Source organism: Nocardioides eburneiflavus, assembly GCF_004785795.1.
Classification (GTDB): Bacteria; Actinomycetota; Actinomycetes; order Propionibacteriales; family Nocardioidaceae; genus Nocardioides; species Nocardioides eburneiflavus.
Genome location: NZ_SRRO01000001.1, coordinates 1,610,324 through 1,635,989 on the forward strand (window position 1 = coordinate 1,610,324; position 25,666 = coordinate 1,635,989).

A 25,666-nucleotide genomic window follows, 5' to 3' on the forward strand; every position below is an offset into this window, starting at 1 on the left:
GCCGGGATCGGGAGCGATATCCGGCAGCACGTGGACCGGATCGGGCCGGTCCAGCGAGACCCCCGCTCGCACGTCGTACGGCTCCACGGACGCTCGTTCCATGGCTGCCGCGCACGATCGGCCGGGGGGTGCTGCCGCCCGAGGCCCGGGGAGTACGACGTTCGGAGAATCGTGCGCTCTCGTCTCGCGCAGCTCAGCAGGTCCAGGCTCAACTCCACGGCAGTCCTCGCGACCCTCGTCGGGGTCGTCGTGGCCGCCGTCGCAGGCACCACGGTCGGCTACGCCGCCCTCAGCAAGGACGTGACCCTCACCCTCGACGGGCAGACCCGTCAGGTCAGCGCCATCGGTGACACCGTCGCCGACGTGCTCGCCGCGGAGGGCATCGAAGTCACCGACAAGGACCTGGTCGCCCCGTCCGTCGACGAGACCGTCACCGACGGCTCGGCCATCGCGGTCCAGTTCGGCCGCCCGCTCGAGCTCTCCGTCGACGGCGACTCGAAGACCTACTGGGTGAACTCGACCAGCGTCGCGAGCGCCCTCGGCGAGATCGGCCGGCGCTTCGACGGCGCCGACCTGTCCGCCAGCCGCAGCTCCTCGATCGGCCGCAGCGGCCTGACGCTCGAGGTCGTCACCCCCAAGGTCGTCCATCTCAAGCTCGGCGCGAAGGACCTCCGCAAGCGCACGCTCACCGCGCTGACCGTCGCCGACGTCCTGGAGTCGATGGGCTTCGAGGTCGACAAGCACGACAAGGTCACCCCCTCGCTCACCACCGAGATCGCCGACGGCGACAAGGTCGTCGTCAAGGACATCCGCCTCGCGACCAAGCGGGTCGCGCGCGAGGTCGTCGACGCGCCCGTCATCGAGCGCGAGGACGACAGCATGTTCGAGGGCGAGGAGGAGGTCGTGCAGTCCGGCAAGGACGGCGTCCGCGAGGTCACGTACCGCCTCCGCTTCGTCAACGGCGAGCTGGTCGCCCGCAAGGTCGTCGAGGCCGACGTCCGGGTGAAGGCCGTCCCGACGATCGTCAAGGTCGGCACCAAGGAGGAGCCCACCAGCAACTTCGCCGGCGGCAGCACCGTGTGGGACTCCCTCGCGCAGTGCGAGTCGGGCGGCAACTGGGCCATCAACACCGGCAACGGCTACTACGGCGGCCTCCAGTTCAGCCTCAGCACGTGGCGCGCGTACGGCGGCCCGGGCTACCCGCACCAGCAGTCCCGCGAGACGCAGATCGCCATCGCGGAGAAGCTGCGCGCCGCGACCGGCGGCTACGGCTCCTGGCCGGGCTGCGCCGTCAAGCTCGGCCTGCCCCGCTGAGGAGCCAGGTCTTGATACGCCTGGCTCGTCCCTCGCTCGGCTACTCGACCAGCGGGAAGATCGGTGGTCGAGCAGCAAGCGAGCGCAGCGAGCGGCGTGTCGTGACCCACCACTAGGCTTCAGCCCCATGACCACGAACCCGGCCGGCCCGAGGCTCCTCGGGCCGGCCGAGGTGCGTCGGCTGGCCGCCGAGCTCGACCTGCGGCCGACCAAGCAGCGCGGACAGAACTTCGTCATCGACGCCAACACGGTGCGCCGCATCGTGCGCGAGTCCGCCATCACCGGCGACGACGTCGTCGTCGAGGTCGGTCCCGGGCTCGGCTCGCTGACCCTCGCGCTGCTCGAGGTCGCCCGTCGCGTCATCGCGATCGAGGTGGACCCGCTCCTCGCGGAGCGGTTGCCGGCGACCATCGCGGCGCACGCCCCCGAGCAGGCCGACCGCTTCGAGGTCGTGCTCGCCGATGCGATGCGCATCGAGGAGGTGCCCGGTCCGCCGCCGACGGCGCTCGTGGCCAACCTCCCCTACAACGTCTCGGTCCCCGTCCTCATCCACCTCCTCACCCTGCTGCCCTCCCTCGAGCGCGGCCTGGTGATGGTGCAGGCCGAGGTCGCCGACCGGCTGGCCGCCCGGCCCGGGTCCAAGACCTACGGCGTGCCCAGCGTCAAGGCGGCCTGGTTCGCCGACGTACGCCGGGCCGGCGCCATCGGGCGCAACGTCTTCTGGCCCGCCCCCAACGTCGACTCGGGGCTCGTGGCCTGGACGCGGTGCGCGCCCCCGCAGACCACCGCCACGCGCGAGCAGGTCTTCGCGGTGGTGGACGCGGCGTTCGCCCAGCGCCGCAAGCAGGTCCGCGCCGCGCTGCGCGGGCTCGCCGGCTCGGCCGAGGCCGCGACCGCGGCGCTCGAGGCAGCGGGCGTCGACCCGACGGCACGGGGCGAGGTGCTCGACGTCGACGACTTCGCCCGGATCGCCGAGGGCCTGCGAGACATCGGTGGTTGAGGTGCGAGCGGAGCGAGCCTCGAAACCCGTCACGGTACGCGCGGCGGCCAAGATCAACCTGCACCTCGCGGTCGGTGCGCCTCGTCCGGACGGCTTCCACCCGCTCGACACCGTCTACACGGCGATCGACCTCTACGACGACCTGACGCTGGCCGCGGCCGACGCGGACTCCCTCGCGGTGGACGGCCCGCCCTACGTCGACGTCGCCGGCATCCCGACCGACGCCTCCAACATCGCGGTCCGCGCGCTGGCCGAGGTGGCCTGCGGCGGCGCGCACACGGTGCGGATCGGCAAGCGGATCCCGGTCGCCGGGGGCATGGCTGGCGGCTCCGCCGACGCGGCGGCCGCCCTGCTCGCCCACGACCGGCTGCACGGTCTCGACCAGTCCGACGAGGTCCTCCTCGCGCAGGCCGCCCGGCTGGGCAGCGACGTGCCGTTCTCCCTCGTGGGCGGTACGGCGCGGGGCCGCGGTCGGGGCGAGGTCGTCGAGCGCGTGGAGGACGCCGGCACGTGGTGGTGGGTCGTCGTCCCCTCCGACACGGGCCTGTCCACCCCCGCGGTCTACCGGCACTTCGACGTGCTCCGCCCCGACGCGCCGTCGCAGCCCGCCGAGCCGACCGAGCTCCTCGCCGCGCTGGCCACCGGCGAGCCCGTACGTCTCGCCCGCACCCTGCGCAACGACCTCGAGGAGCCCGCGATCGACCTGCGCCCCGAGCTCGGCACCCTCATCGAGCGGGGCGAGGTCGAGGGAGCGCTCCGCGGGATGGTGAGCGGCTCCGGCCCGACCTGCGTCTTCCTCTGCGAGGGCCGCGACGAGGCCATGGCCGTGGCCGCCGGGCTGTCGGCGACGTACGACGTGGTGCTCCCCGCGATGGGCCCTGTCGCGGGTGCGCACGTCGTCACCACCGGCTGACCCCCGACCGGGCGGTTCGTTCGCTCGGACCGGGGAGGCATGAACTGCCGCGAACGGGGCAGCATCCCGCTATGTTGTGCGCGGCATCGAGTCGGTGCCGCACGGACGACCGGGGGAGGCGTCATGACCGTGTTCTTGATCGTGGGGGCCGCCGGCGTCCTGCTTCTCCTTGTCGCGCTGGTCGTCGGTGACGTGCTCGACGGCGCGCTCGAGGGCCTCAGTGCCGGTTTCTTCTCGACCGAGGCGCTCGCGGGCTTCCTCGGCGCCCTCGGCTTCGGTGGCGCCATCGCGCTGGAGACCACCGGCTCGACGTCGCTCGCGGTCGTCATCGGCCTCGTCCTCGGCGTCCTGCTCGGCGCCCTGGCGGCCCGGGCGTCGCGGTTCCTCCACGGCGACGGCGAGGGTGACACCGTCCGCACCGCCGACATGGTCGAGAAGATCGGCTCGGTCGTCAGCGCGATCCCCGAGGACGGCTTCGGCGTCGTCTCGATCAGCGTCGGCGGCCACCTCACCCGGCTCAACGCCCGCTCGAGCGCCGCCGTGCCGGCCGGCACCCAGGTCAGCGTCACCCAGGTCATCTCGCCCACGGCCGTCCAGGTCGAGCCGCTCTTCCTCCCCTGAACCCAGCACCCGCCACGTACGCCTCTCTTGCTAGGAGCACCTCCCATGTTCGATCTGTCCCCGGTCGTCACCTCCGTGATCGGCCTCCTCGTCCTCCTGGTGCTGCTGGCGCTGCTGGTCACCACGCGCTACAAGGTGGCCGGCCCCAACGAGTCGTTCATCGTCACCGGCCGCAAGGGCAAGGGCGAGGTGCGCAACCCGGAGACCGGTGAGATCTCGACCGACCTGTCCGGCCAGAAGGTCGTCATGGGCGGCGGCGTGTTCGTCATCCCGTTCGTCCAGCGCCTCGCGACGCTCGACCTGTCGTCGCGGCGGATCTCGGTGCAGATCCGCGGTGCCGTCTCCGGGCAGGGCATCAAGCTCAACCTCGACGGCGTCGCGCTCGTCAAGGTCGGCGGCAACGAGGACTCCATCCGCGCGGCCGGCCAGCGCTTCCTGAGCCAGCAGGGGGAGATCGAGACCTTCACCCAGGAGGTCCTCGCCGGTGCGCTGCGCTCGATCGTCGGCTCGATGTCGGTCGAGCAGATCATCCGCGACCGCGCCGCCTTCGCCCAGCGCGTCGCCGAGGAGTCCGAGTCGTCCCTCACCGGCCAGGGCCTGGTGCTCGACACCTTCCAGATCCAGGACATCACCGACGACGGCTCCTACCTCGCCGACCTCGGTCGCCCCGAGGCCGCGAAGCTCAACCAGCTCGCCTCCATCGCGGAGGCCAACGCCCGCCAGGCCGCCGAGCAGGCGCGCATCGCGGCCGAGCAGGAGATCGCCGTCACCCAGCGGGCGCTGGCGCTGAAGAACGCCGAGATCAAGGCCGAGACCGACGCCGCCAACGCGCAGGCCGCGGCCGCCGGCCCGCTCGCCCAGGCCGACCGCGACCAGGCCGTCCTGCTCGAGCAGGAGAAGGTCGCCGTACGACAGGCGGCGCTGAAGGAGCGACAGCTCGACACCGAGGTCCGCAAGCCCGCCGACGCCGAGCGCTACCGCGTCGAGACCGAGGCCCAGGGGCGTCGCAGCTCCGAGATCCTCGAGGCCGAGGCCCGCAAGGCGTCCTCCATCGCCAACGCCGAGGCAGAGGCCGAGAAGGCCCGCCTGACCGGTGAGGGCGAGAAGTCCCGTCGGTCCGCGCTCGCCGAGGCCGAGGCCATCGAGGGCGCCAAGCGCGGTGAGGCCGAGAAGGCCCGCCGAGTCGCGGAGGCCGACGCGCTGCGCGCCGAGGGCGAGGCGCAGGCCGCCGCGATCCTCGCCGCCGGCCAGGCCGAGGCCGAGGCCATGGACAAGAAGGCCGCCGCCTTCGCCGGCTACAACGAGGCCGCCGTGCTCCAGATGCTCATCGAGGTGATGCCCAAGGTGGCCGCCGAGCTCGCCCGCCCGATGGCCGGCATCGACAAGCTGACCGTCATCTCCGCCGACGGCGCCGGCGAGCTGCCCAAGCAGGTGACCACCAACTTCGTCCAGACCATGGAGCTGCTCAAGACGACCACGGGTCTCGACGTCGAGCAGCTGATCCAGAAGTACGCCCGCACCGACGAGTCGCCCGCCCAGCTCGACGGGGCGGCGCCGGCGGCGGACGGCCAGCCCGTCCGCTAGGCCCGGCTCGAGCGGTGGCCCACCCACATTCCTGAGCCCGAGAGTGTGGCTGGGTCACCGCTCGCGGGCGTGTCACCGGGGACCCGCCGGCCTGGCGGTGGCCCACCCACGTCCGCTCGTGCGGAAAGGTGGCTGGGTCACCGCTGGGTGAGTGCGTACGCCGACCTGCGGAGGCTGGGGCGCACCTGAGAGGATCGCCCGGACATGGCGAACCTCATCAACCTCGAGCGCGTCTCGAAGTCCTACGGCGTGCGGCCGCTGCTCGACGACGTCTCCCTCGGCATCTCGGTGGGGGAGCGGGTCGGCGTCGTGGGCCGCAACGGCGACGGCAAGACCACCCTGCTCGAGGTGATGACCGGCATCGAGCAGCCCGACGCGGGCCGGGTCTCGCGCACCCGCGGGATCGAGATCGGCTACCTCCACCAGGGCGACGAGCTCGTCGACACCCACAGCGTCCGCGAGGCGGTGCTCGGTGGCCGGGAGGACCACGAGTGGGCCGCCGACCCGACCACCCGCCAGGTCGTCGAGGAGCTGCTCGCCGGGGTCACGCTCGACCGCGCCGTCGTCGGGCTGTCCGGCGGTGAGCGCCGCCGCTGCGCCCTCGCCGCCCTGCTCCTCTCGCGCCACGACCTGGTGATCCTCGACGAGCCGACCAACCACCTCGACGTCGAGGCCGTCGCGTGGCTCGCCTCCCACCTCGTCAGCCTCCCGAGCGCGCTGATCGTGGTGACCCACGACCGTTGGTTCCTCGACGAGGTCTGCCAGACCACGTGGGAGGTCCACGACGGGGCGGTCGACGCCTACGAGGGCGGCTACGCGGCGTACGTCCTGGCCAAGGCCGAGCGCCAGCGCCAGGCCGCGGCCTCGGAGACGCGGCGGCAGAACCTCGCCCGCAAGGAGCTCGCGTGGCTGCGGCGCGGCCCGCCGGCGCGTACGTCCAAGCCGAAGTTCCGCATCGACGCCGCCAACGCGCTGATCGACGACGTGCCGCCGCCGCGCGACCGGATGGAGCTGCAGCGCTTCGCCAGCCAGCGTCTCGGCAAGGACGTCATCGACATCGAGGACGTCGACCTGAGCCGGGGTGAGCGGGAGCTGCTCCGCCACGCCACCTGGCGCATCGGACCGGGCGACCGGATCGGGATCGTCGGGGTCAACGGCGCCGGCAAGACCTCGCTGCTCTCCCTCATCTCCGGAGCGCTGCCGCCCGACGTGGGCCGCGTCAAGCACGGCCGCACGGTCGAGATGCAGCACCTGACCCAGGCGCTCGACGAGATCGACCCCGAGGCGCGGGTGCTGCCGACGGTCGAGTCGATCCGCCGGGTCACGAAGACCATCGACGGCCAGGAGATCACCGCGACCTCGCTGCTGGAGCGCTTCGGCTTCACCGGGGACCGGCTCACCGCCCGGCTCGGCGACCTCTCCGGTGGCGAGCGGCGGCGCTTCCAGCTGCTCAAGCTGCTGCTGATCGAGCCCAACGTGCTGCTCCTCGACGAGCCGACCAACGACCTCGACATCGACACCCTCAACGTCCTCGAGGACTTCCTCGACTCCTGGCCGGGCACCCTGATCGTGGTCTCGCACGACCGCTACTTCCTCGAGCGCGTCACCGACTCGACGTGGGCGCTGCTCGGCGACGGGCAGGTCTCGATGCTGCCGCGGGGCGTGGACGAGTACCTCGAGCGGCGGTCAAGCGAGCAGCAGACCGCGAGGTCAAGCGAGCAGCGGGTCGCGAGGAACGAGGTCGCGACGGGCGAGTCGAGGCCCGGAGCGCCGCACGCGGACACCGGCCATGGGCCTCAGCAAAAGGCACGCCCGGGCTCCGCCGAGGACCGCGCGGCCCGCAAGGTGCTCGCCAAGGTCGAGAAGCAGCTCGAGCGCATCGCCGCCCGCGAGGCGGAGCTGCACGCCGAGATGGAGGCCAACCTCAGTGACTACGACCTGCTCGCGCGGGTCGGCGCCCGGCTCGGCGAGCTGGCGGCCGAGAAGGAGGAGCTGGAGCTGGAGTGGCTCGAGGCTTCCGAGGTCGTCGAGTAGACGCGCGGACACAACTCCCGCGCGGGCGGTGCGGTGAGCGTGGCGAGCCTCTCGCCGCCTGACCTCTGTCCGCGCGTCTCCGCAGGGCTCAGCTGAAGGGCGCGAGCAGCGAGCGCAGCAGGCCGGCCAGGCGGGTGCGCTCGGCGGCGGAGAGGTCGGCGAGCAGGTCGGCCTCGGCCGCGAGCAGCGCCTCGAAGGCCCCGTCGACGGCCGCCTTGCCCTCGGGGGTCAGTCTCACCAGGACCCCGCGCCGGTCGTGGGGATCGGGGAGCCGCTCCACGAGGCCGCGCCCCGTGAGCCGGTCGACCCGGTTGGTCATCGTGCCGCTGGTCACGAGGGTCTCGCGCAGCAGCCGGCCGGGCGAGAGCTCGTACGGGCTCCCGGCGCGCCGCAGCGCGGCCAGCACGTCGAACTCCCACGACTCGATGCCGTGGGCGGTGAACGCGTCGCGGCGGGCGAGGTCGAGGTGGCGGGCCAGGCGGCTGATGCGGGAGAACACCTCGACGGGCGCGAGGTCGAGGTCGCCGCGCTCGCGGCCCCAGGCCTCGACCAGGTCGTCCACCTCGTCACGCATGGCGGCATTCTGCCAGATCGGTCGAGAATCTTGACATCGAGACAGTTCGGGCGGAGGCTGAGGTTATCTCGACATCAAGACACTGGGACTGGGAGTCGTCCACAGCCCTCCGGGTAGTCCGCTGCGAAAGACCGCTCGATGAGGCCACTTCACCGGCCATGCGCAGCGGACTACCGTCCGGGGGTGTGGACCGACGACCCACGAGGGAGGACGCAGATGAGCCACGCCTGGGACCCTGACCGCTACCTCGCGTACGCCGACGAGCGCGGCCGGCCGTTCGTCGACCTGCTCGCGCGGGTCCCCGCCGAGACGCCCCGCGAGGTCGTCGACCTCGGCTGCGGCCCCGGCAACCTCACCTCCCTCCTGGCCGAGCGGTGGCGCGGGGCGCGGGTGACCGGCGTCGACAGCAGTCCCGAGATGATCGCGACCGCGAGCGAGATCATCGGCATCCGGTGGGAGGTCGGCGACCTGCGCGACTGGGCCGAGCCCGACCCCCTCGCGCTGCGCGCGCCGATCGACGTGCTCGTCTCCAACGCGACCCTCCAGTGGGTCCCCGGGCACCTCGACCTGCTGCCCGGCCTGCTCGACCGGGTCGCGCCCGGCGGGTGGTTCGCCTTCCAGGTGCCGGGCAACTTCGACGAGCCGAGCCACACCGCCCGTACGGACCTCGCCGCCCAGGAGCCGTACGCCCAGCACGTGCGCGACGCCCGCGTGCCCGCCAGCCACGACCCCGCGACGTATGCCCGGGTGCTGCTCGACCTCGGCTGCGACGTCGATGCGTGGGAGACGACCTACCTGCACGTCCTCACCGGGGAGGACCCGGTCTTCGACTGGGTCTCTGGGACCGGGGCGCGCCCCACCCTCCAGGCCCTGCCCGACGACCTGCGCCCCCGGTTCGAGGACGAGTTCAAGGCGCTGCTGCGCGAGGCCTACCCCGCGGACGGGGCCGGCCGGGTGGTCCTGCCGTTCCGCCGGATCTTCGTGGTCGCGCGCAAGCCCCAGGGCGTGCCGGTCCGATGAGGCTGCACCACGTCCAGGTTGCCTGCCCGCCCGGGGGCGAGGCCGCGGCCCGGCGCTTTTACGCCGATGCGCTCGGCCTGACGGAGGTCGACAAGCCGGCCGACCTGGTCGCGCGCGGTGGCTGCTGGTTCCGGGCGTACGACGGCTCCGGTGCTGTCACCGCCGAGCTGCACGTCGGCGTCGAGGACCCGTTCGCCCCGGCGCGCAAGGCCCACCCGGCCTTCGTCGTCGACGACCCTTCGACAGGCTCAGGACGGCGCCTCAACACGGTGGCAACCCGTCTCCGCGACGGCGGCTTCGAGGTCGACGAGGGCCAGCGCACGACCTTCCCGGGCCACCTGCGGCTGCACACCTTCGACTCCCACGGCAACCGGGTGGAGGTGCTCCAGTCCGCACCACGACCTATTTGACAATGATTCTCATTAACATCTAGCGTCCGTGCCTCCACGAGAGAGAGGCACGGGGCATGAGGTCGTTGAGGATGCTGGCGGTGGCGATCGCCACCGTGATCGCCGGATCGGGGTGCACCGCGCCGGCCGCCGAGCGGGGGAGTGCGGGCCACCCGCACGACGGCGACGCGCTCCGGGTCGTCGGTCCGTTCGAGGTGCACAGCGTCGCGCCGGTCGAGAGCAGCGGGCTGTTCACCCGCCTCGAGGTCGCCGAGACGCTGGTGAGCAGCGACCTCGAGGGCGAGCTGCAGCCCGGCCTGTCGCCGTCCTGGACCGTCTCCTCCGACGGCCGCGAGTGGACCTTCGACCTGCCCGCCGGCGCGACCTTCCACGACGGCACCCCCGTCACCCCCGACGCTGTCGCCGCGTCGCTGCAGGAGGCGTACGAGGAGCCGGCCAGCCCGCTCGCGGCGGCGCCCGTCGAGAGCATCGGCGCCGACGGCGATGCCGTCCGCATCGAGCTCGAGCAGCCGTACCCGTCCCTGCCCGCGACGCTGACGCACTACAGCACCGCGGTCCTCGCGCCGGCGTCGTGGGACGGCGACCGGGTGACCGAGGTGATCGGCACGGGTCCCTACGAGATCGAGGACATCGAGCTCCCGGCGCGCGTCGAGGTGACGCGCTTCGACGACTTCCGCGGCGAGGCCCCCGCCATCGAGCAGGTCAGCTTCCAGACCGTCGCACGCGCGGAGTCGCGTGCGTTGATGGCCGTCAGCGACCAGGCCGACGTGGTCTTCGGCCTCGAGCCGGCGGGGCGCGAGCGGGTCGACGGCAGCGACACGGCGGAGATGGTCTCGAGCCTCCAGCCGCGCAGCCTGATGATGAAGGTCAACGTCGACGACCCGCTCCTCGACGACGTACGCGTGCGGCAGGCCCTCAGCCTCGCCCTCGACCGCGAGTCGATGGCCGACGCCGTGCTCCGCGAGCCCGAGCTCGCCGCCACGCAGCTCTTCCCGCCGTCGCTCACCGCGTGGAACCAGCCCGACCTCGAGCCGCTCGCGCACGACACCGCAGCGGCGGCGGCGCTGCTGGACGAGGCGGGCTGGACCGCCGGCCCGGACGGCGTACGCACCCGGGACGGGCAGCCGCTGCGCCTCACGCTGACCACCTACCCCGACCGCCCGGAGCTCCCGGCGCTGGCCACCGCGATCCAGGCGTCGCTGGAAGAGGTGGGCGTGCAGGTCAAGGTCGACGTGACCAACTCCAGCGAGATCCCCGCGCGCCACGCCGACGGCACCCTCCAGCTCGGGCTGCTGGCCAAGCACCTCGCCCTGGTGACCGACCCGCTGCCGACCGTCGCCGAGACCTTCGCGGAGGAGGGTTCCGAGTGGGGCGTCATGGAGTGGCGCAACGACGACGTCGCCCGGGCGATCGCGGACCTCGAGGCCGGGGCGGACGAGGCCGCGGCCGAGCAGGACCGCACGACGATCGCCACCGCCGCGCAGGAGGAGCTCCCGCTCATCCCGGTCGCCTGGTACCGGATGAACGCCGCCGTCTCCGGCCACCTCGACGGGTTCGTCATGGACCCGCTCGAGCGCACGTGGCACCTCTCGCAGGCGACGTGGGCCTCGTGAGCGGCTCCCAGGTGGGCGGCGTGCTGCTGAGGCGGGGTGCCCAGGGAATCGGCGTCGCGGTGCTCGTGGCGACCCTGTGCTTCCTCGTCGTGCGGCAGCTGCCCGGCGACGCGGCGCTGCGCATCGCCGCGGGTCGCTACGGATACGACCTCGTCGACGCGGAGGCGGCGGCCGCCGTGCGCAGCGAGCTCGGTCTCGACCGCCCGGCCTGGCAGCAGCTGGCCGACTGGCTGGCCGCGCTCGTCCGCGGCGACCTCGGCACGTCCCTCGTGACGTCCGCCCCCGTGCGCGAGGAGGTCGGCTACTACCTCCTCGGGACGCTCCAGCTCGCCGGCCTCGCGCTGCTGCTCGCCGTCGCCCTCGGCGGTGCCCTCGGCACGGTCGCGGCGCGCCGCCCCGGCGGGCTGCTCGACCGCGGCGTCGACGCCTGGGTGGCCTGCGTACGCGCCCTGCCGCCCTTCCTGCTCGGCCTCGCGCTGGTGCTGCTCTTCTCCGTCCACCTGGGGTGGTTGCCCGCGGTCGGCCACGGCTCCGGCACCACGATCGTGCTGCCGGCCGCGACCCTCGCCATCGGCCTGTCCGGCCTCTTCGCCCGCGTCACCCGCGACGCCGTCGTGGAGGTGCAGCGCTCCGAGCACGTGCGCTTCGCCCGCACGAAGGGCCTCTCGGATCGCGTGGTCCTGGTCCGCCACGTGCTGCGCAACGCCGGCGTCGTGCTGGTGCCGTACGTCGGGGTGCAGGCGGTCGTGCTCATCGAGGGGGTCGTGGTGGTGGAGAGCCTCTTCGGCTGGCAGGGCCTCGGGCACGCGCTGGTGCACGCCGTGTTCTGGCGCGACGTCCCGGTGCTCCAGGCCGCGGCGCTCGTGCTGGCGCTCCTCGTCGTCGCGATCAACACGCTCGTCGACCTGGTGGTGGTGGGGCTCGACCCGCGCCCGCGCGGTGTGGCGGTGGGCGCATGAGCACGACGCTGACCCCCACGGTCCTCCCCGACTCCGCACCTGCCGACAGCCGACGGATCCTCGCGATGGTCGTCCTCGGCGCGCTCGCGGCCTTCGCGCTGGTCGGCCCGCTGGTGCTGGCCGACCCCGGCGCGCAGGACCTCGGCCGCTACCTCGAGGCCCCGTCGCTCGCCGAGCCGCTGGGCCGCGACGAGTACGGCCGCAGCGTGCTGGCGCGGCTGGCCCACGCCACCCGCCTCTCCCTGCTGCTCGGCGTGGTCTGCGTCGTGACGGCCCTGGTCCTCGGCACCGCGACCGGCGTCCTCGCCGCGTGGCGCGGCGGCTGGGTCGACGCGGTGCTCCGCGCGGTCTCCGAGGCGTTCGTCGCCATCCCGGCGCTGCTGGTCGTGCTGCTGTTCTCCGCGCTGTCGGAGAGCGGGTCGCTGCTCACGTTGTACGTGGGGCTCGCGCTCGTGCAGTGGGTGGAGTACTTCCGGGTCGTCCGGGCCCGCGCCGCGCTGGTGCTGGGCGGGCCCGCGGTCGAGGCCGCCCGCCTGCTCGGTCTCGGCTGGGCGCACCTCGTCGCACGCCACCTGTGGCCGGCCGTACGCCCGCTCCTGCTGACCCTCGCCTCCCTCGGCATGGTGACCTCGATCCTGGCCATGTCGACGCTCGGCTTCGTCAAGGTCGGCCTCCAGCCGCCGCGCGCCGAGCTCGGCCTGATGGTCACCGAGGCGTTCCCGTTCCACGACGTGGCGCCGTGGCTCTCCATCGCCCCGGTCGCCGTGCTGTTCCTGCTCACCGCCGGCTTCCTCGGCCTGCGCCACAAGGAGGTCACACCATGACCGCGCTCGAGCTGCACGACGTCGTCGTCACGCACGCCGGACGCCGGCTCGTCGACGTCCCCCACCTGCGGATCGACCCCGGGCGGCCGGTCACGATCGTGGGCGAGAGCGGGTCGGGCAAGTCGCTGCTCGCGCACGCCCTGATGGGCACCCTCGCGGCCAGCCTCGAGGTCGACGGCAAGGTCGACCTCGGCGGACGGCTGCTGCCGCTCGCCGAGCGCGGCAACCGCCGGTCGCTGTGGGGCAGTGAGGTCGCGATGCTTCCCCAGGAGCCCGCGCTGGCGCTCGACCCGACGATGCGGGTCGGCCGGCAGGTCGCCGAGGGGGTGCTCGGTGCCACGCGGGCGACCGCCCGGGCACGAGCGGCCTCGGCGCTGGCCGGTGTCGGGCTCATGGGGGCCGAGGAGTCCTTCCCGCACACGCTGTCCGGCGGCATGGCCCAACGGGTGGCGTACGCCGCGGCGACGGTCGGCGGCGCCCGCGTGCTGGTCGTCGACGAGCCCTCGAAGGGGCTGGACCCGGCGGCCGTCGACCGGCTCGCCGACCTGCTGCTGCGCCACGTCGCCGACGGTGGCCTGCTCCTCACCATCACCCACGACCTGCGGCTCGCGGCAGCGCTCGGCGGGGAGGTCGCGGTCATGCGCGACGCCGAGGTGCTCGAGTCCGGCGACGCCGCGCAGGTCCTCGACGAGCCGCGGCACGACTACACCCGCCGCCTGGTCACGGCCGCCCCCGAACGGTGGCGGCACCCGTGGCAGCGGACGGGGTGGACATCCGCCTCTGAGTCGCTCGTCGAGGCGACCGGCGTCGCCAAGGCGTACGGCTCGCAGCGGCTCTTCGCCGACCTCGACGTGCGCGTACGCCCGGGTGAGCGGGTCGCGCTGAGCGGTCCGAGCGGGGTCGGCAAGACCACCCTGGGCGGGATCCTGCTGCGGATGGTCGCCGCGGACGCCGGCCGGGTCGTGCACCATCGCTCGCTGCGCGGGCGGGTGCAGAAGCTCTACCAGGACCCGGCCCTCTCCTTCCCGGCGATGGTGCCCATCGAGGTGGGCCTGCGCGACGTGGTCAAGCGGCACGGTGCGGACCCGGCGCTGCTCGGGCAGCTGGTGGAGGACCTGCGGCTGGCGCCCGAGCTGCTCGCCCGGCGGCCGGCGGAGGTCTCCGGCGGCGAGCTGCAGCGCGTGGCGATCGCCCGGATGCTGCTGGCGCGGCCCCGGCTGGTGCTTGCCGACGAGGCGACGTCGCGGCTCGACCTGCTCACCCAGGAGGTGACCGTCGATGCGCTCGTGCGCGGCCTCGACGACGCCGCGCTGCTGGTGGTCACCCATGACAGTGCCCTTGCGGACGCGGTGGCCGACACGCACCTGCACCTCGCCGGTGACGAGGTGTAGCCGGGCAGCGCGACCGCGGACGGGCGGCGCGGTCCTCGACGGACCCGTGGCGTGCCTACTGGCTGGTAACATGCGTGGCATGCCTGCCGTCCTCGACCTCTGGAAGAAGACCTCCGCACTGCCCCTGGGCAACCGGTTCTTCTCGCTCGCCTTCAGCCAGAAGGCGCCCTACTTCGCCACCATCCGCCCGCGCTTCACCGTGATCGAGCCCGACCACGCCGAGCTGGTGATCCCGAAGCGGCGCGGCGTGCACAACCACATCGGCACCGTGCACGCCATCGCGCTCTGCAACGGTCTCGAGGCTGCGATGGGTGCGCTGGCGGAGTCGACGATCCCGCGCGACCGCCGCTGGATCCCCAAGGGGATGGAGGTCGCCTACACCGCCAAGGCCAGCTCCGACATCACCTGCATCGCCGAGACCGATCCGGAGCAGTGGACCGCCGAGGTTGGTGACGGCTACGACCTGCCGGTGCGGGTGCGAGGCGTACGCGCCGACGGCACGGTCGTGGTCGAGGGCGAGATCCGGCTGTGGATCACCGCCAGTGCGGCGCCGCGAGGCTAGGCGACGGCGTCGCCGGTCTTCACGAGCACGGTCGAGGACTGGCCACGGGTCGACAGGCGACGCTCGACGAACTCTGCGAGCTTGGAGAGGCCGTAGTTGATCAGGATGAAGATCAAGCCGACCACGAAGAGCACCTGGATCGGGTTGTCGAGGTTGAGCGAGATCAGGTTGCCGCGACGCAGCAGCTCGGTGTAGAGACCCAGCACGGCCACCAACGAGGTGTCCTTGAGGACCACGACGAGCTGGCTGATCAAGGCCGGCAGCATGGTCCGGAAGGCCTGCGGCAGCTCGACGTTCTTCATCGACTTCCAGCGGGTCATGCCGATGGCCAGCGCGGCCTCGCTCTGGCCGCGGGGGAGCGAGTTGACCCCGGCGCGCACGATCTCGGCGATGATCACCGAGTTGTAGAACGTCAGGCCGATCACGAGGAACCACAGGCCGTCACTGCCGGGCAGGAACGAGATGTCGATGCCCGTGGACCGAACCAGGATGTAGACGTAGAAGATCGAGATGATCACCGGCAGCCCGCGGAAGAGCTCGATCACCGCGACGACAGGGATGCGGCCGACCTTGCCCAGCATGAGCCGGGAAACCCCGAGGAGGGTCCCGATGACGAGGGAGAGGGAGATCGCCAGCACGGCTGCGGTGAGGGTGGCTTGGAGACCCTGCGCCAGGAGACGCCACACGAGCACGAAGTTCTCGTCGCTGGGGTTGATCAGCGGCGACCACAGCTCGGCGTCGAACTGACCGCGGTCGGCCAGTCGCCACACGGCGACGCCGGTGAACCCAAGGAGGATGGCGGCAGCGACCACCGTGCCGATGGCGGCGCGGCGGCGAGCCTTCGGGCCGGGCTCGTCGTACAGGACGTTGCTCATCGCGCGATCGCCACCTTTCGCTCGGTGTAGGCAAGGATGGCCGCGGCCGGGAGGGTGATGCACAGGTATCCGACGGCCACCCCAGTGATGACCGGCAGGCCGTCGTAGCCTTGCGCGCTCGTCAGGTTCTTGTAGACCGACCAGAGGTCGCGGCCGACCCCGAACGCACCCACGACGGCCGAGTTCTTGAACATCGCGATGATGACGCTGCCCAGGGGCGGGACGATGCTGCGGAAGGCTTGGGGCATGACGACCTGGCTGAGCGACTGGCCGAAGGTCAGGCCGATCGAGCGGGCCGCCTCGGCCTGACCGGCCGAGACGGAGTTGATGCCCGAGCGGATCGCCTCGCACACGAACGCGCTCGTGTAGATCACCAGCGCCGCGACGCCGAAGACGTAGTAGGACTGGTTGATGCCGATCTCCGGCAGGCCGAAGGCCATGAAGAAGAGCACCACGGTGAGGGGGCAGTTGCGGATCAAGGTGACCCACGACGTGCCGAACCAGCGCAGCGAGGGGATGGGGGAGACCCGGCACGCCGCGATGAACGTCCCGAGCACGAGCGATCCCACCATGCCCCACAGGCAGATCCCGAGCGACCTCAGGAATCCGGACCAGAACAGGTCCATGTTGTCGAAGACGGCGTCCACGTCAGGTCCTTCTACGTCGAACGGGTGCCGGGGCGGACAACGCCGCCCCGGCACACCGCAGGTGGGTCAGGCGCAGGCGTCCGGCTCGGGCAGCTCGGGGGTCTCGGTGCCCTCGACCTGGCCGGCCGTGGCCTCCCAGGCCTCGAGGTAGGCGTCCTCGTTGTCCGCGAGGGTCTCGTTGATGAACTCGCAGAACTCCACGTCACCCTTCTCGATGCCGATGCCGTACGGCTCCTCGGTGAACTGCTCACCCACCAGCTTGAAGGCACCCTCGGACTCGTCGACGAAACCGAGGAGGATGACGTTGTCGGTGGTGACGACGTCGACCTGGCCGTTGTCGAGGGCGTCGGCGCACTTGTCGTAGACGTCGAACAGCACGAGCTGGTCCTCGCTCGCGAGGTACTCCTTGATGTTCTCGGACGGCGTGGACCCGGTCACCGAGCAGACCTTGGCGTCCGGGTTGTCAGCCAGGTCCTCGGGGCTCTCGATGGTGTCGTTGTCCTCGGCGACCATCAGCATCTGGCCGGCCTCGTAGTAGGGCCCGGCGAAGGTGATGCGCTCCTTGCGCTCGTCGTTGATCGTGTAGGTCGCGACGACGAAGTCGACCTCACCGTCCTCGATCACCTGCTCGCGGATGTCGGAGGTGCTCTCCTTCCACTCGATGTCCTCAGGAGCGATACCCATGGCACCGGCGATGATCTTCGCGACCTCCACGTCGAAGCCCTCGGGCTCGCCCTCGAGGTTCTGGAGGCCGAAGCCCGGCTGGTCGAACTTGGTGCCGACGGTGACGGTGCCGGCCTCCGCGATCTCGGCCATGGTCGTGCCGGCCTCGAAGTCGGTGTCGCTCGCCACCTCGACCTCAGGCTCGTCGTCGCCGCCGCCGCACGCGGCCAGCGACAGGGCCAAACCCGTGGCGGCAACGACCGCCTTGGTCCTGGTGAACTTCATGTGGTGCTCCTTCTCTCCCGGCCGATGGCCTCGTGGTTGATGGGGAAACGTGGGTGACCCTGCGGAGCGGATCAGTGCTTGAGGATCTTGCTGAGGAAGTCCTTCGCGCGGTCCGAGCGCGGGTTGGTGAAGAACTCCTCGGGGGTGTTCTCCTCGACGATGGCGCCGTCGGCCATGAAGACCACGCGGTCGGCGGCGGTGCGGGCGAATCCCATCTCGTGGGTGACGACGATCATCGTCATGCCCTGCTCGGCGAGGTCGACCATGACGTCGAGGACCTCCTTGATCATCTCCGGGTCGAGCGCGGAGGTCGGCTCGTCGAAGAGCATCACCTTGGGCTCCATGGCCAGGGCGCGGGCGATGGCCACGCGCTGCTGCTGGCCGCCGGAGAGCTGCGCGGGGTACTTCTCGGCCTGGTGGCCGACGCCGACGCGGTCGAGCAGCTCGCGCGCCTTCTTGTCCGCCGCCTCCTTCTTCATCCCGCGGACCTTGATCGGGCCGAGCGTGACGTTCTCGAGGATCGTCTTGTGGGCGAAGAGGTTGAAGCTCTGGAAGACCATGCCGACCTCGGCGCGCAGCGCGGCGAGATCCTTGCCCTCGGCGGGCAGCGGCTGGCCGTCGAGCGTGATCGTGCCCTCGTCGATCGTCTCCAGGCGGTTGATCGTGCGGCAGAGCGTGGACTTGCCGGACCCGGACGGGCCGATCACCACGACGACCTCGCCGCGGGTGACGGTGAGCTCGATGTCCTTGAGGGCGTGGAGCTGTCCGAAGTGCTTCTGCACACCGCTCAGCACGACGAGGGGCTCGCCCCGGCCGGCGCTGACGGGGGCCGTTTCCTGCGCGGTCATAGGCGCAACCTATCGGCAGGTGGCCCTCTCGGGCCATCGTCCCCGGCCCGGTCGGGCCATCACAAAGTGGTGACGATTCCGTTCTCGGGGTCCCAGCGGCGCAGCTCGGTGAGGGTCAGCACCGCGTCCTCGTGCCCGACGACGTCCAGTGCGGCGGCCACGTCGGCGCGCGGCAGGCGCCGGGCGAGGGTGACGTGGGGGAGCCATCCGGCGTGCTGCACCCCGTCCACGTGGGAGCGCAGCTCGAGCACCGCGCGTACGAGCTCGTCGGGCACGTCGACGAGACGTACGAGCGAGACGCGGTTGCCGCCGAGCAGGGCGATCCCTGCCGGCCGGACCTCCACCGGGAGCAGGGGCGCGACCAGGTCACGAGCGTGCTGCTCGTCGTCCGGGCCGATCTCCGCGGCGGCGAGGACCGTCACGTGGGGACTGTTGGTGGCGCCGCGGTGGTCGAGCTGGGACGGCAGTCCGGCGTCGCGCAGCGCCTGCCACTGCCGGCGTACGACCTCGCCCGCGGCCTCGTCGGGGAGCAGCTCGAGGGCGTGCATGCGGGGCATGCCGGCGAGCCTAGGTCGGTGACCAACGGGCCAACGTCAGGACGCCTTGCGACCGCTGGTGACGCGCGAGGTCTGGCGGGACGTGGCGTCGAAGACCCGCACCCAGTCGACCTGCGCGGTGTCGCCGAGCTCGTCCGCGGTCAGCTCCCCGAGCTCGTAGTCGGAGGTGAGGTTGGACAGCACGAGGTACTGCGGGGCCTGCGAGACGGCCTTGGCCTCGCGGTAGTACTCGCGGCCGTCGATGCGGAAGACGTACTCGCTCGGGGTCCACTCGACCGAGAAGACGTGGAACTCCTCCCACCACGACCGCTTCGCGCCCAGCGAGCGGCGCAGGGTGGGGAACATGTTGCCGAGGCTGACCTTGTTCCAGCCGGCCTCGTAGTAGTGGATGTGCGCCCCGACCGTCTCGGTGCCGCGGCCGTTGTCGCCGAAGAACTCCATCACGTCGATCTCGGTGCCGCCGGCGGGGACGCCGTCGACGTACTTGGTGCCCTGCGGCAGCAGCCAGAAGCCGGAGTGCATTCCCTTGGCCTGCTGGGGCTTGATGCGCGCGGCGACGATGCCGTGGCGGAACGAACGGGTGTGCTCGGTCGCGACCTGGCTGTTGAGGAGGTACGGGCTGGTCCCCGAGCTGCGGGGGTGGGTGTACGAGCACGGCAGGCCGGCGCGGGCGGGGTCGAGGGCGACGCCGAGGTGCAGCACGCCACCGTCGACGCGGCGGGCCGCGGGGTCGACGCGGGCGCAGGTGCGGGGGGCGTACACGCTCTCGTGCTCGCGCTTCTGGTCGTTCCACACGGCGAGGTCGAGGTCCGTGCCGGAGAAGGTGTCCTCGAAGGCGGGCGCCCAGCGCTTCGTGGTCACCGTGCCGGTGGCCCAGGTGCGGCCGCGGGAGGTGGTGCTGGCGCGGTAGGTGCCGGCGCGCGGGTCGAACGCGGCGGAGCCCCAGGCGTCCTCGCGGGCGCGGTCGACCACCTTCCAGCCCTTGGGCGTGCGGCGCTCGAGGAGCACGACCTGGCCGGGCGAGGCCGGGCTGAACGTGGCCACCAGGCTGCCGGTGTCGTGCGGGCTGGCGGGGGACGTGCCGGGCTGCACGATCGGGGGGAGCGAGGCCAGCGTGGCGCGGACCGCGCCGCTGCGGGTCGACTGCTTGCCGCCCTTCTTGCCTGCGGCGTGGACCTCGGAGGGGAGCAGCGAGAGCAACAGGACGGTAACGAACAGGCCGATCGCCAGTGCCGTACGCACCGTCTTGGATCGATCAACCTGCTGCTCGCACTGCACTGGGGCTCCCCGGGGCCGGTGGGTGACACCGGCGCCCCTGTGGGTGAGGGGCGCCCAGTGTTACCACTCTGTGTATCCGATGTGAGGATCTTGAGCAAGGCTCGGCAAAGAATGTGGCAATTGTGAAGAAATGGCCCATCTGGGCCATCCGGGATGGTCTGGACGTGTGGTCATGGCGCGATGCGGTCGAGCGCCTCGCGCCGCCGTACGCTTGTGCTGCCATGAGCACTGCCGTCCCGAACACCCCCGCGCGCACCTACGAGGTCAAGACCCACGGGTGCCAGATGAACGTCCACGACTCCGAGCGGCTCAGCGGCCTGCTGGAGGACGCGGGCTACGTCCGCTTCGACAAGGACGGTGCCGACGAGCAGGCCGGCCATCCTGATGTCGTCGTCTTCAACACCTGCGCGGTGCGGGAGAACGCCGACAACAAGCTCTACGGCAACCTCGGCCACCTCGCGCCGGTCAAGGCACAGAAGCCGGGGATGCAGATCGCCGTCGGCGGCTGCCTGGCGCAGAAGGACCGCGACACCATCACCAAGCGGGCACCCTGGGTCGACGTCGTCTTCGGCACCCACAACATCGGCTCGCTGCCGGTGCTGCTCGAGCGGGCGCGCGTGCAGGAGGAGGCGCAGGTCGAGATCCTGGAGTCCCTCTCGGTCTTCCCCTCGACGCTGCCGACCAAGCGCGAGTCCGCGTACGCCGCCTGGGTCTCCATCTCGGTCGGCTGCAACAACACGTGCACGTTCTGCATCGTCCCGGCGCTGCGCGGCAAGGAGAAGGACCGCCGTCCCGGCGAGATCCTCGCCGAGGTCGAGGCGCTGGTCGCCGAGGGCGTCACCGAGATCACCCTGCTGGGCCAGAACGTCAACGCCTACGGCGTCGAGTTCGGCGACCGCCAGGCCTTTTCCAAGCTGCTGCGCGCCTGCGGGGTGGTCGAGGGCCTCGAGCGGGTGCGGTTCACCTCGCCGCACCCGGCGGAGTTCACCGACGACGTCATCGACGCGATGGCCGAGACGCCCAACGTGATGCCCTCGCTGCACATGCCGCTGCAGTCCGGCTCCGACAAGGTGCTGCGCGACATGCGGCGGTCCTATCGCCAGTCGAAGTACCTCGGGATCATCGAGCGCGTGCGCGCCGCCATCCCCGACGCCGCGATCACCACCGACATCATCGTCGGCTTCCCCGGCGAGACCGAGGAGGACTTCCAGGCCACTCTGGACGTGGTCCGCGCCGCGCGCTTCTCGGCCGCCTTCACCTTCCAGTACTCCAAGCGCCCCGGCACCCCGGCCGCGGTGCTCGAGGACCAGGTCCCGCCGGAGGTCGTCAAGGACCGCTACCAGCGCCTCGTCGAGGTCGTCGAGGAGATCTCCTGGTCGGAGAACAAGGCGCTGGTGGGCCGCACCGTCGAGCTCATGGTCGCCGAGGGCGAGGGTCGCAAGGACAAGGAGACGCACCGCCTGTCCGGCCGCGCGCCCGACAACCGGCTCGTGCACTTCGCCGCCGACTTCTCCGCGGTCGACGCCGACTCGGTGCGCCCCGGCGACATGGTGACGGTCGAGATCACCTACGCCGCCCCGCACCACCTCGTCGCCGACGGCGCGGTCCGGTCCGTACGCCGTACCCGCGCAGGCGACGCCTGGGAGCGGCGTACGTCCGCCCCGTCCGCGCCCACCGGTGTGGGGCTCGGCATGCCCACGGTCGGCATACCGGCTCCGCTGCCCCCGGCGCCCGCCTGCGGCTGAGGACCTGGGGCGCGACCCGGCGGTTGGAACCACCGGTTCACCGGTGGTTCCGACGGGACCGTGGAATCGGTGTGCCGGGAGTCGGAACGCGGACTCCACGACGACGTTCTCCACAGATCGGTCGAGCGGGGTCGCGCGCCCGTCCGGCGCCGGGGATCGTCGTACGGCATGGAAGAGCTCCGACCCGTACTCGCCCAGCAGGCGGGAGTGATCTCGCGACGCCAGGTGGAGGGACGCGGCCTGGCGCCGCACGACCTGCGCCGGCTCGTGCGCCGCCGGGACCTGACGCCACTGTTCTCCGGCGTGTACGTCGACCACACCGGCCCGCTGAGCTGGATCCAGCAGGCGTGGGCCGCGGTCCTGTTCTGCGCGTCGCACGACACGCGCCGCCGGCTCGAGGGGCCGCGCGCCGACCAGGCGGGAGCGGCCCTGTACGGCGCCTCGGCCATGCGAGCAGCGGACGGGCCCGGCCGCAGGGAGGACACCGGGCCGATTCAGGTCGCGGTCGCGCGCGATCGCCGCGTGCTCGCCCCCGCCGGCATCACGATCGTGCGGACCTTCGGCCTCGAGACCAGGGTGCTGTGGAACGTGGGCCCGCCGCGGATGCGCTACGACGAGGCCGCGCTCGACGTGGCCCTCGCGACCTCCGGCGAGCTCGACGCCATCGGGGCGATCGCGCGTGCCGTCCAGGGCCGGCACACCACCGCCGAGCGGATGCAGGAAGCCCTGGCGCTACGCCGACGGGCTCCGCGTCGGGAGTTCCTCGAGGCAGTCCTCGCCGACGTCGCAGGCGGGACCTGCTCGGTGCTCGAGCACGCCTACCTCACGCGCGTCGAGCGTCCACACGGCCTCCCGGCGGGCCGGCGTCAGGTGCGCGCGGGCACCACCAGTGGCGTGGTCTACCGCGACGTCGCGCTCCGCGAGCGGCTGATCGAGCTCGACGGTCGTCTCTTCCACGACACGGCCGAGCAGCGCGACCGTGACTTCGAACGGGACCTCGACGCCGCGGCGGACGGCGACGCCACGCTCCGCCTCACGTGGGGGCAGGTCGTCGGCCGGCCGTGCAGCACGGCAGCCAAGGTGTCGCTCGTCCTCGAGCGCGAGGGGTGGCCTCCGGGGCGTCCGTGCGGCAGCGGTTGCGCATGGCCGAGCGTGGCGGCCTGAGCTCGCCCGGCAACGTGGAGTCCGTGAGCCGACAGACGGCTCATGGCCTCCACGATCGGCCCAACCCGTCAGGCCGGCGGCTCCGGCGACCCGTCCTCGGCCTCCTGGCCGGCCTCCGGGGCCTCGTCGGTGGTGCCGGCCTCGTGGTCGTCGGCCTCCCCCTCCGGTGCCTGGGACTTGTCGTCGGGCTCGGAGATCTCACCGGGGAGGACGTCGTCGACCGCGGGGTTGTCGTCGGGGTCGAGGTCGCGGGCAAGGCCGTTGTCGGCCGGGTCGTCGGGCAGCGCGTCCACCCCGCCGGGGACCAGCTGGGGCTCCTCGGCGTAGGGCTCGGGCATCGGGCTCAGCTCGTGGTCGGTCATCGTTCCCCTCCCTGGGTCATGCGGGTGATCCTGCCGCGGCCGTCGGGCCCGGGCCACCCCCGCTCGGGCGGTCGTCCCACCCGAAGGTGAGGTAGCCGACGCCGGAGGTCAGGTGCGCGAGGGCGTACGCCTCGTGCGGCACCATCGGCTCGGGCAGCGCGGCGAGGGCGAACCAGCCCAGCGAGGTCGCCTTCTCCGTCTCGACGATGCGCGGCTCGCCGCTCCACGACCGCGCGGTGAAGAAGAAGTCGGCCCGTTCCTCGACCGCCGGGCCGAAGCGGCTGCGCTGCATGGTGAAGGCGAAGTCCAGCGAGAGGTCGGTGATCCCGAGCTCCTCGAGCGCCTCACGGCGCGCAGCGTCGTATGCCGTCTCGCCCGGTTCGACGTGACCGGCGGCCGCTGCTGCCCAGTGGCCCGGCATGTAGGGCACGGGTCCGCGCTGCTGGAGGAGCACCTCGGTGCCGTCGTCGCCCTCGCGGAGCAGGTAGACGTACGAGGCCGGGACGAGGGCGAAGCGGTCGGTCACGCGCCCAACCTAGGACGCGACCCTCGACCGGTCAGCGCGCGGTCCCGGGCGGGATGTCGTCGTCCTTGCCGTCGAGGGAGTCCAGCGCGTCACGGGCCTTGCCGGTCGCCTTGTCGATCTTGTCGGCGTGCTTGCCGGCGGTCTTCTCGTTGGCGAACGCGCCGGCCTTGTCGATGCCCTCGGCGATCTTGTCGCCGTGCTGGTCGACGGCGTCGGTGAGCTTGGCCTTCGCCTTGTCCAGGAAACTCATGGGGTCCTCCTCGCGATCAGCCGCCCACCCCGACGGGTGGTGACTCCGGCACGGCCGAGACTAGCCACGCTGCGACAATCGGGGCATGCCCCGTCCCAGGCCCCGACCTGTCGTCGCCCTCGTCGGAGCCACCGCGTCGGGCAAGTCCGGCCTCAGCCTCGACCTCGCCGAGCGGCTCGGGGGAGAGGTGGTCAACACCGACGCGATGCAGGTCTACCGCGGCATGGACGTCGGCACCGCCAAGCTCGCGGAGGCCGAGCGGCGTGGCGTCCCGCACCACCTGCTCGACCTGCTCGAGGTGACCGAGCCGGCCACGGTCGCGCTGTTCCAGGGCTGGGCGCGCCAGGCGATCGCCGACATCCGCGACCGCGACGCCACCCCGGTGCTGGTGGGCGGCTCGGCGCTCTACACCCGCGCGATCCTCGACCGCTTCGAGTTCCCCGGCACCGACGACTCGCTGCGCCGCGAGCTCGAGGTGGAGCTCGAGCGCGTCGGCAGCCACGCCCTCCACGAGCGGCTGGCCGGCGTCGACCCCGAGGCGGCGGCGCAGATCCTCCCCGACAACGGCCGCCGGGTCGTACGTGCCCTCGAGGTCGTCGCGCTCACCGGCAGGCCGTTCAGCGCGAGCCTCCCGAGACTGGAGTACGCCGACCCGCTGACCGTGCAGATCGGCGTCGACATCGACCGCCCGACGCTCGACGAGCGGATCGCGCGCCGGGTGGAGGAGATGTTCGCCGGCGGGTTCGTCGAGGAGGTCGAGGCCCTGCTGGCCCGCGGCCTGGCCGAGGGCCGGACGGCGTCGCGGGCGATCGGCTACCGCGAGGTGATGGGCTACCTCGCCGGCGACCGCAGCCTCGCCGACGCGATCGAGCAGACGACCGTCGCGACCCGGCGGTTCGCGCGGCGACAGGACGCCTGGTTCCGCAAGGACCCGCGCATCGTGTGGGTCGCGCACGACGACCCCGACCGCGTGGAGCGCGCGATCCGGGCCGTCGAGCGGCTCGGCCGCTGACGCCCCGAGGGCAATTCCGGTCAAGCGCGCCGCGTCCCGCGGTGACACGCTGGCACCATGGCGACGATCTACTACACCGGCTGCACCCTCGACGGCTTCATCGCGACCGACGACCACTCCCTCGACTGGCTCACCTCGCGCGACATCGACATGGACGGACCGATGGCCTATCCCCGCTTCCGCGAGCAGCTCGGGGCGTGCGTCATGGGGGCCACGACCTGGCAGTGGATCCTCGACCACGACGAGGAGCCGTGGGGGCCGCTGCCGACCTGGGTGCTCACGCACCGCACCTTCCCCGAGGCCCCGCCCAGCGTGCGGTTCGACCGCGACGACGTACGCCGGGTGCACGCCGAGATGACCGAGGCAGCCGGTGGCAAGGACCTCTGGGTGGTCGGCGGGGGCGAGCTGGCCGGGCAGTTCCACGACGCGGGCCTCCTCGACGAGGTGTGGCTGCAGTACGCCCCGGTGGCCCTCGGCAGCGGCGCCCCCGTCCTGCCGCGCCACGTCGAGCTGCGCCTCGAGGAGGTCGCCCGCAACCGCGACTTCATCTGCGGTCGCTACACGGTCGTGCGCTGACCCTCCCGGAGGACGTGGACAACGCCCGCAGGGGCGGGCAGGGTGGACGGAACGACTCT

27 protein-coding genes are annotated in these 25,666 nt (G+C 72.2%); 17 read left to right on the forward strand and 10 right to left on the reverse strand.

All coding sequences use genetic code 11. The annotated features are described in order from the left end of the window. Positions 1-171: 171 nt before the first annotated feature. The 6 genes from EXE59_RS24805 (at position 172) to EXE59_RS07595 (ending at position 7,466) form a co-directional block, all read left to right on the forward strand. Positions 172-1,314 carry a resuscitation-promoting factor gene (locus EXE59_RS24805; RefSeq protein ID WP_281280297.1) on the forward strand — a complete coding sequence of 381 codons (1,143 nt, stop codon included), beginning with the start codon at positions 172-174 and terminating at the stop codon, positions 1,312-1,314. Positions 1,315-1,441: 127 nt separating this feature from the next. Continuing rightward, positions 1,442-2,314 (forward strand): 16S rRNA (adenine(1518)-N(6)/adenine(1519)-N(6))-dimethyltransferase RsmA, encoded by an 873-nt coding sequence (rsmA, locus tag EXE59_RS07575; protein ID WP_135838360.1) that lies wholly within the window; start codon positions 1,442-1,444, stop codon positions 2,312-2,314. 1 nt (position 2,315) lies between these two features. After that, entirely contained in the window at positions 2,316-3,227 is a 912-nt protein-coding gene (locus EXE59_RS07580; RefSeq protein ID WP_135841174.1) for a 4-(cytidine 5'-diphospho)-2-C-methyl-D-erythritol kinase, read from the forward strand. A 123-nt stretch (positions 3,228-3,350) separates the two neighbouring features. Continuing rightward, positions 3,351-3,848, forward strand: coding sequence for a hypothetical protein (locus EXE59_RS07585; RefSeq protein ID WP_135838361.1), 498 nt, complete (start codon positions 3,351-3,353; stop codon positions 3,846-3,848). A 45-nt stretch (positions 3,849-3,893) separates the two neighbouring features. After that, positions 3,894-5,432: a flotillin family protein gene (locus tag EXE59_RS07590; protein WP_135838362.1), complete on the forward strand. Its 1,539-nt coding sequence runs from the start codon at positions 3,894-3,896 to the stop codon at positions 5,430-5,432. A gap of 204 nt (positions 5,433-5,636) precedes the next feature. After that, positions 5,637-7,466 (forward strand): ABC-F family ATP-binding cassette domain-containing protein, encoded by a 1,830-nt coding sequence (locus EXE59_RS07595; protein ID WP_135838363.1) that lies wholly within the window; start codon positions 5,637-5,639, stop codon positions 7,464-7,466. A gap of 88 nt (positions 7,467-7,554) precedes the next feature. Here the strand turns inward: EXE59_RS07595 and EXE59_RS07600 are convergent, their stop codons facing one another. Next, positions 7,555-8,040, reverse strand: a complete 486-nt coding sequence (locus EXE59_RS07600; protein WP_135838364.1) for a MarR family winged helix-turn-helix transcriptional regulator — start codon at positions 8,038-8,040, stop codon at positions 7,555-7,557. Positions 8,041-8,256: 216 nt separating this feature from the next. Here EXE59_RS07600 and EXE59_RS07605 point away from each other — a divergent pair, with 216 nt between their 5' ends. From EXE59_RS07605 to EXE59_RS07635, 7 genes are all read left to right on the forward strand, one after another. Next, positions 8,257-9,060: a trans-aconitate 2-methyltransferase gene (locus EXE59_RS07605; protein ID WP_135838365.1), complete on the forward strand. Its 804-nt coding sequence runs from the start codon at positions 8,257-8,259 to the stop codon at positions 9,058-9,060. Further along, positions 9,057-9,470 (forward strand): VOC family protein, encoded by a 414-nt coding sequence (locus EXE59_RS07610; protein ID WP_135838366.1) that lies wholly within the window; start codon positions 9,057-9,059, stop codon positions 9,468-9,470. The genes EXE59_RS07605 and EXE59_RS07610 overlap by 4 nt, the downstream gene beginning before the upstream one ends. A 56-nt stretch (positions 9,471-9,526) precedes the next feature. After that, a complete protein-coding gene (locus EXE59_RS07615) occupies positions 9,527-11,083 on the forward strand; it encodes an ABC transporter substrate-binding protein (protein ID WP_135838367.1) in 1,557 nt (518 codons plus the stop codon). After that, the gene (locus EXE59_RS07620) at positions 11,080-12,042 is read left to right on the forward strand and encodes an ABC transporter permease (protein ID WP_135838368.1); all 963 of its coding nucleotides are present in this window, start codon (positions 11,080-11,082) and stop codon (positions 12,040-12,042) included. Before EXE59_RS07615 ends, EXE59_RS07620 begins: the two co-directional genes overlap by 4 nt. Further along, entirely contained in the window at positions 12,039-12,866 is an 828-nt protein-coding gene (locus tag EXE59_RS07625) for an ABC transporter permease (RefSeq protein ID WP_135838369.1), read from the forward strand. The genes EXE59_RS07620 and EXE59_RS07625 overlap by 4 nt, the downstream gene beginning before the upstream one ends. Then, on the forward strand, positions 12,863-14,257 hold the full coding sequence (locus tag EXE59_RS07630; protein WP_135838370.1) for an ABC transporter ATP-binding protein: 1,395 nt from the start codon (positions 12,863-12,865) through the stop codon (positions 14,255-14,257). The genes EXE59_RS07625 and EXE59_RS07630 overlap by 4 nt, the downstream gene beginning before the upstream one ends. 79 nt (positions 14,258-14,336) lie before the next feature. Then, positions 14,337-14,819: a hotdog fold domain-containing protein gene (locus EXE59_RS07635; protein WP_135838371.1), complete on the forward strand. Its 483-nt coding sequence runs from the start codon at positions 14,337-14,339 to the stop codon at positions 14,817-14,819. On the opposite strand, the gene EXE59_RS07640 is transcribed toward EXE59_RS07635, so the two are convergent. The 6 genes from EXE59_RS07640 to EXE59_RS07665 all read right to left on the reverse strand — a co-directional run bounded on the left by EXE59_RS07640 (position 14,816) and on the right by EXE59_RS07665 (position 19,936). Continuing rightward, positions 14,816-15,694, reverse strand: coding sequence for an amino acid ABC transporter permease (locus EXE59_RS07640; protein ID WP_135838372.1), 879 nt, complete (start codon positions 15,692-15,694; stop codon positions 14,816-14,818). The genes EXE59_RS07635 and EXE59_RS07640 overlap by 4 nt on opposite strands. Further along, positions 15,691-16,341, reverse strand: a complete 651-nt coding sequence (locus tag EXE59_RS07645) for an amino acid ABC transporter permease (RefSeq protein WP_210428925.1) — start codon at positions 16,339-16,341, stop codon at positions 15,691-15,693. Before EXE59_RS07645 ends, EXE59_RS07640 begins: the two co-directional genes overlap by 4 nt. 66 nt (positions 16,342-16,407) lie before the next feature. After that, entirely contained in the window at positions 16,408-17,289 is an 882-nt protein-coding gene (locus tag EXE59_RS07650; RefSeq protein WP_135838373.1) for a glutamate ABC transporter substrate-binding protein, read from the reverse strand. 71 nt (positions 17,290-17,360) lie between these two features. Continuing rightward, positions 17,361-18,137 carry an amino acid ABC transporter ATP-binding protein gene (locus EXE59_RS07655; RefSeq protein WP_135838374.1) on the reverse strand — a complete coding sequence of 259 codons (777 nt, stop codon included), beginning with the start codon at positions 18,135-18,137 and terminating at the stop codon, positions 17,361-17,363. Between the two features lie 59 nt (positions 18,138-18,196). After that, positions 18,197-18,694 (reverse strand): 2'-5' RNA ligase family protein, encoded by a 498-nt coding sequence (locus tag EXE59_RS07660; protein ID WP_135838375.1) that lies wholly within the window; start codon positions 18,692-18,694, stop codon positions 18,197-18,199. A 36-nt stretch (positions 18,695-18,730) separates the two neighbouring features. Next, positions 18,731-19,936 carry a glycoside hydrolase family 16 protein gene (locus EXE59_RS07665; RefSeq protein WP_135838376.1) on the reverse strand — a complete coding sequence of 402 codons (1,206 nt, stop codon included), beginning with the start codon at positions 19,934-19,936 and terminating at the stop codon, positions 18,731-18,733. A gap of 257 nt (positions 19,937-20,193) precedes the next feature. On the opposite strand from EXE59_RS07665, the gene miaB reads away from it, so the two are divergent. Beyond that, the gene (gene miaB / locus EXE59_RS07670) at positions 20,194-21,717 is read left to right on the forward strand and encodes a tRNA (N6-isopentenyl adenosine(37)-C2)-methylthiotransferase MiaB (RefSeq protein ID WP_135838377.1); all 1,524 of its coding nucleotides are present in this window, start codon (positions 20,194-20,196) and stop codon (positions 21,715-21,717) included. Between the two features lie 168 nt (positions 21,718-21,885). After that, positions 21,886-22,881 (forward strand): type IV toxin-antitoxin system AbiEi family antitoxin domain-containing protein, encoded by a 996-nt coding sequence (locus EXE59_RS07675; RefSeq protein ID WP_135838378.1) that lies wholly within the window; start codon positions 21,886-21,888, stop codon positions 22,879-22,881. Between the two features lie 68 nt (positions 22,882-22,949). Here the strand turns inward: EXE59_RS07675 and EXE59_RS07680 are convergent, their stop codons facing one another. From EXE59_RS07680 to EXE59_RS07690, 3 genes are read right to left on the reverse strand one after another with little or no spacing between them, the layout of a single operon-like run. Further along, positions 22,950-23,243 (reverse strand): hypothetical protein, encoded by a 294-nt coding sequence (locus EXE59_RS07680; RefSeq protein ID WP_135838379.1) that lies wholly within the window; start codon positions 23,241-23,243, stop codon positions 22,950-22,952. Between the two features lie 16 nt (positions 23,244-23,259). Further along, positions 23,260-23,769, reverse strand: a complete 510-nt coding sequence (locus EXE59_RS07685; protein ID WP_135838380.1) for an NUDIX domain-containing protein — start codon at positions 23,767-23,769, stop codon at positions 23,260-23,262. 31 nt (positions 23,770-23,800) lie between these two features. Next, positions 23,801-24,019 (reverse strand): antitoxin, encoded by a 219-nt coding sequence (locus EXE59_RS07690; protein WP_135838381.1) that lies wholly within the window; start codon positions 24,017-24,019, stop codon positions 23,801-23,803. Between the two features lie 85 nt (positions 24,020-24,104). On the opposite strand from EXE59_RS07690, the gene miaA reads away from it, so the two are divergent. Together miaA and EXE59_RS07700 are read left to right on the forward strand one after the other, a co-directional pair. Continuing rightward, positions 24,105-25,031, forward strand: coding sequence for a tRNA (adenosine(37)-N6)-dimethylallyltransferase MiaA (miaA, locus tag EXE59_RS07695; RefSeq protein WP_135838382.1), 927 nt, complete (start codon positions 24,105-24,107; stop codon positions 25,029-25,031). A gap of 57 nt (positions 25,032-25,088) precedes the next feature. After that, entirely contained in the window at positions 25,089-25,607 is a 519-nt protein-coding gene (locus EXE59_RS07700) for a dihydrofolate reductase family protein (RefSeq protein WP_135838383.1), read from the forward strand. The last annotated feature ends 59 nt before the right edge of the window (positions 25,608-25,666 follow it).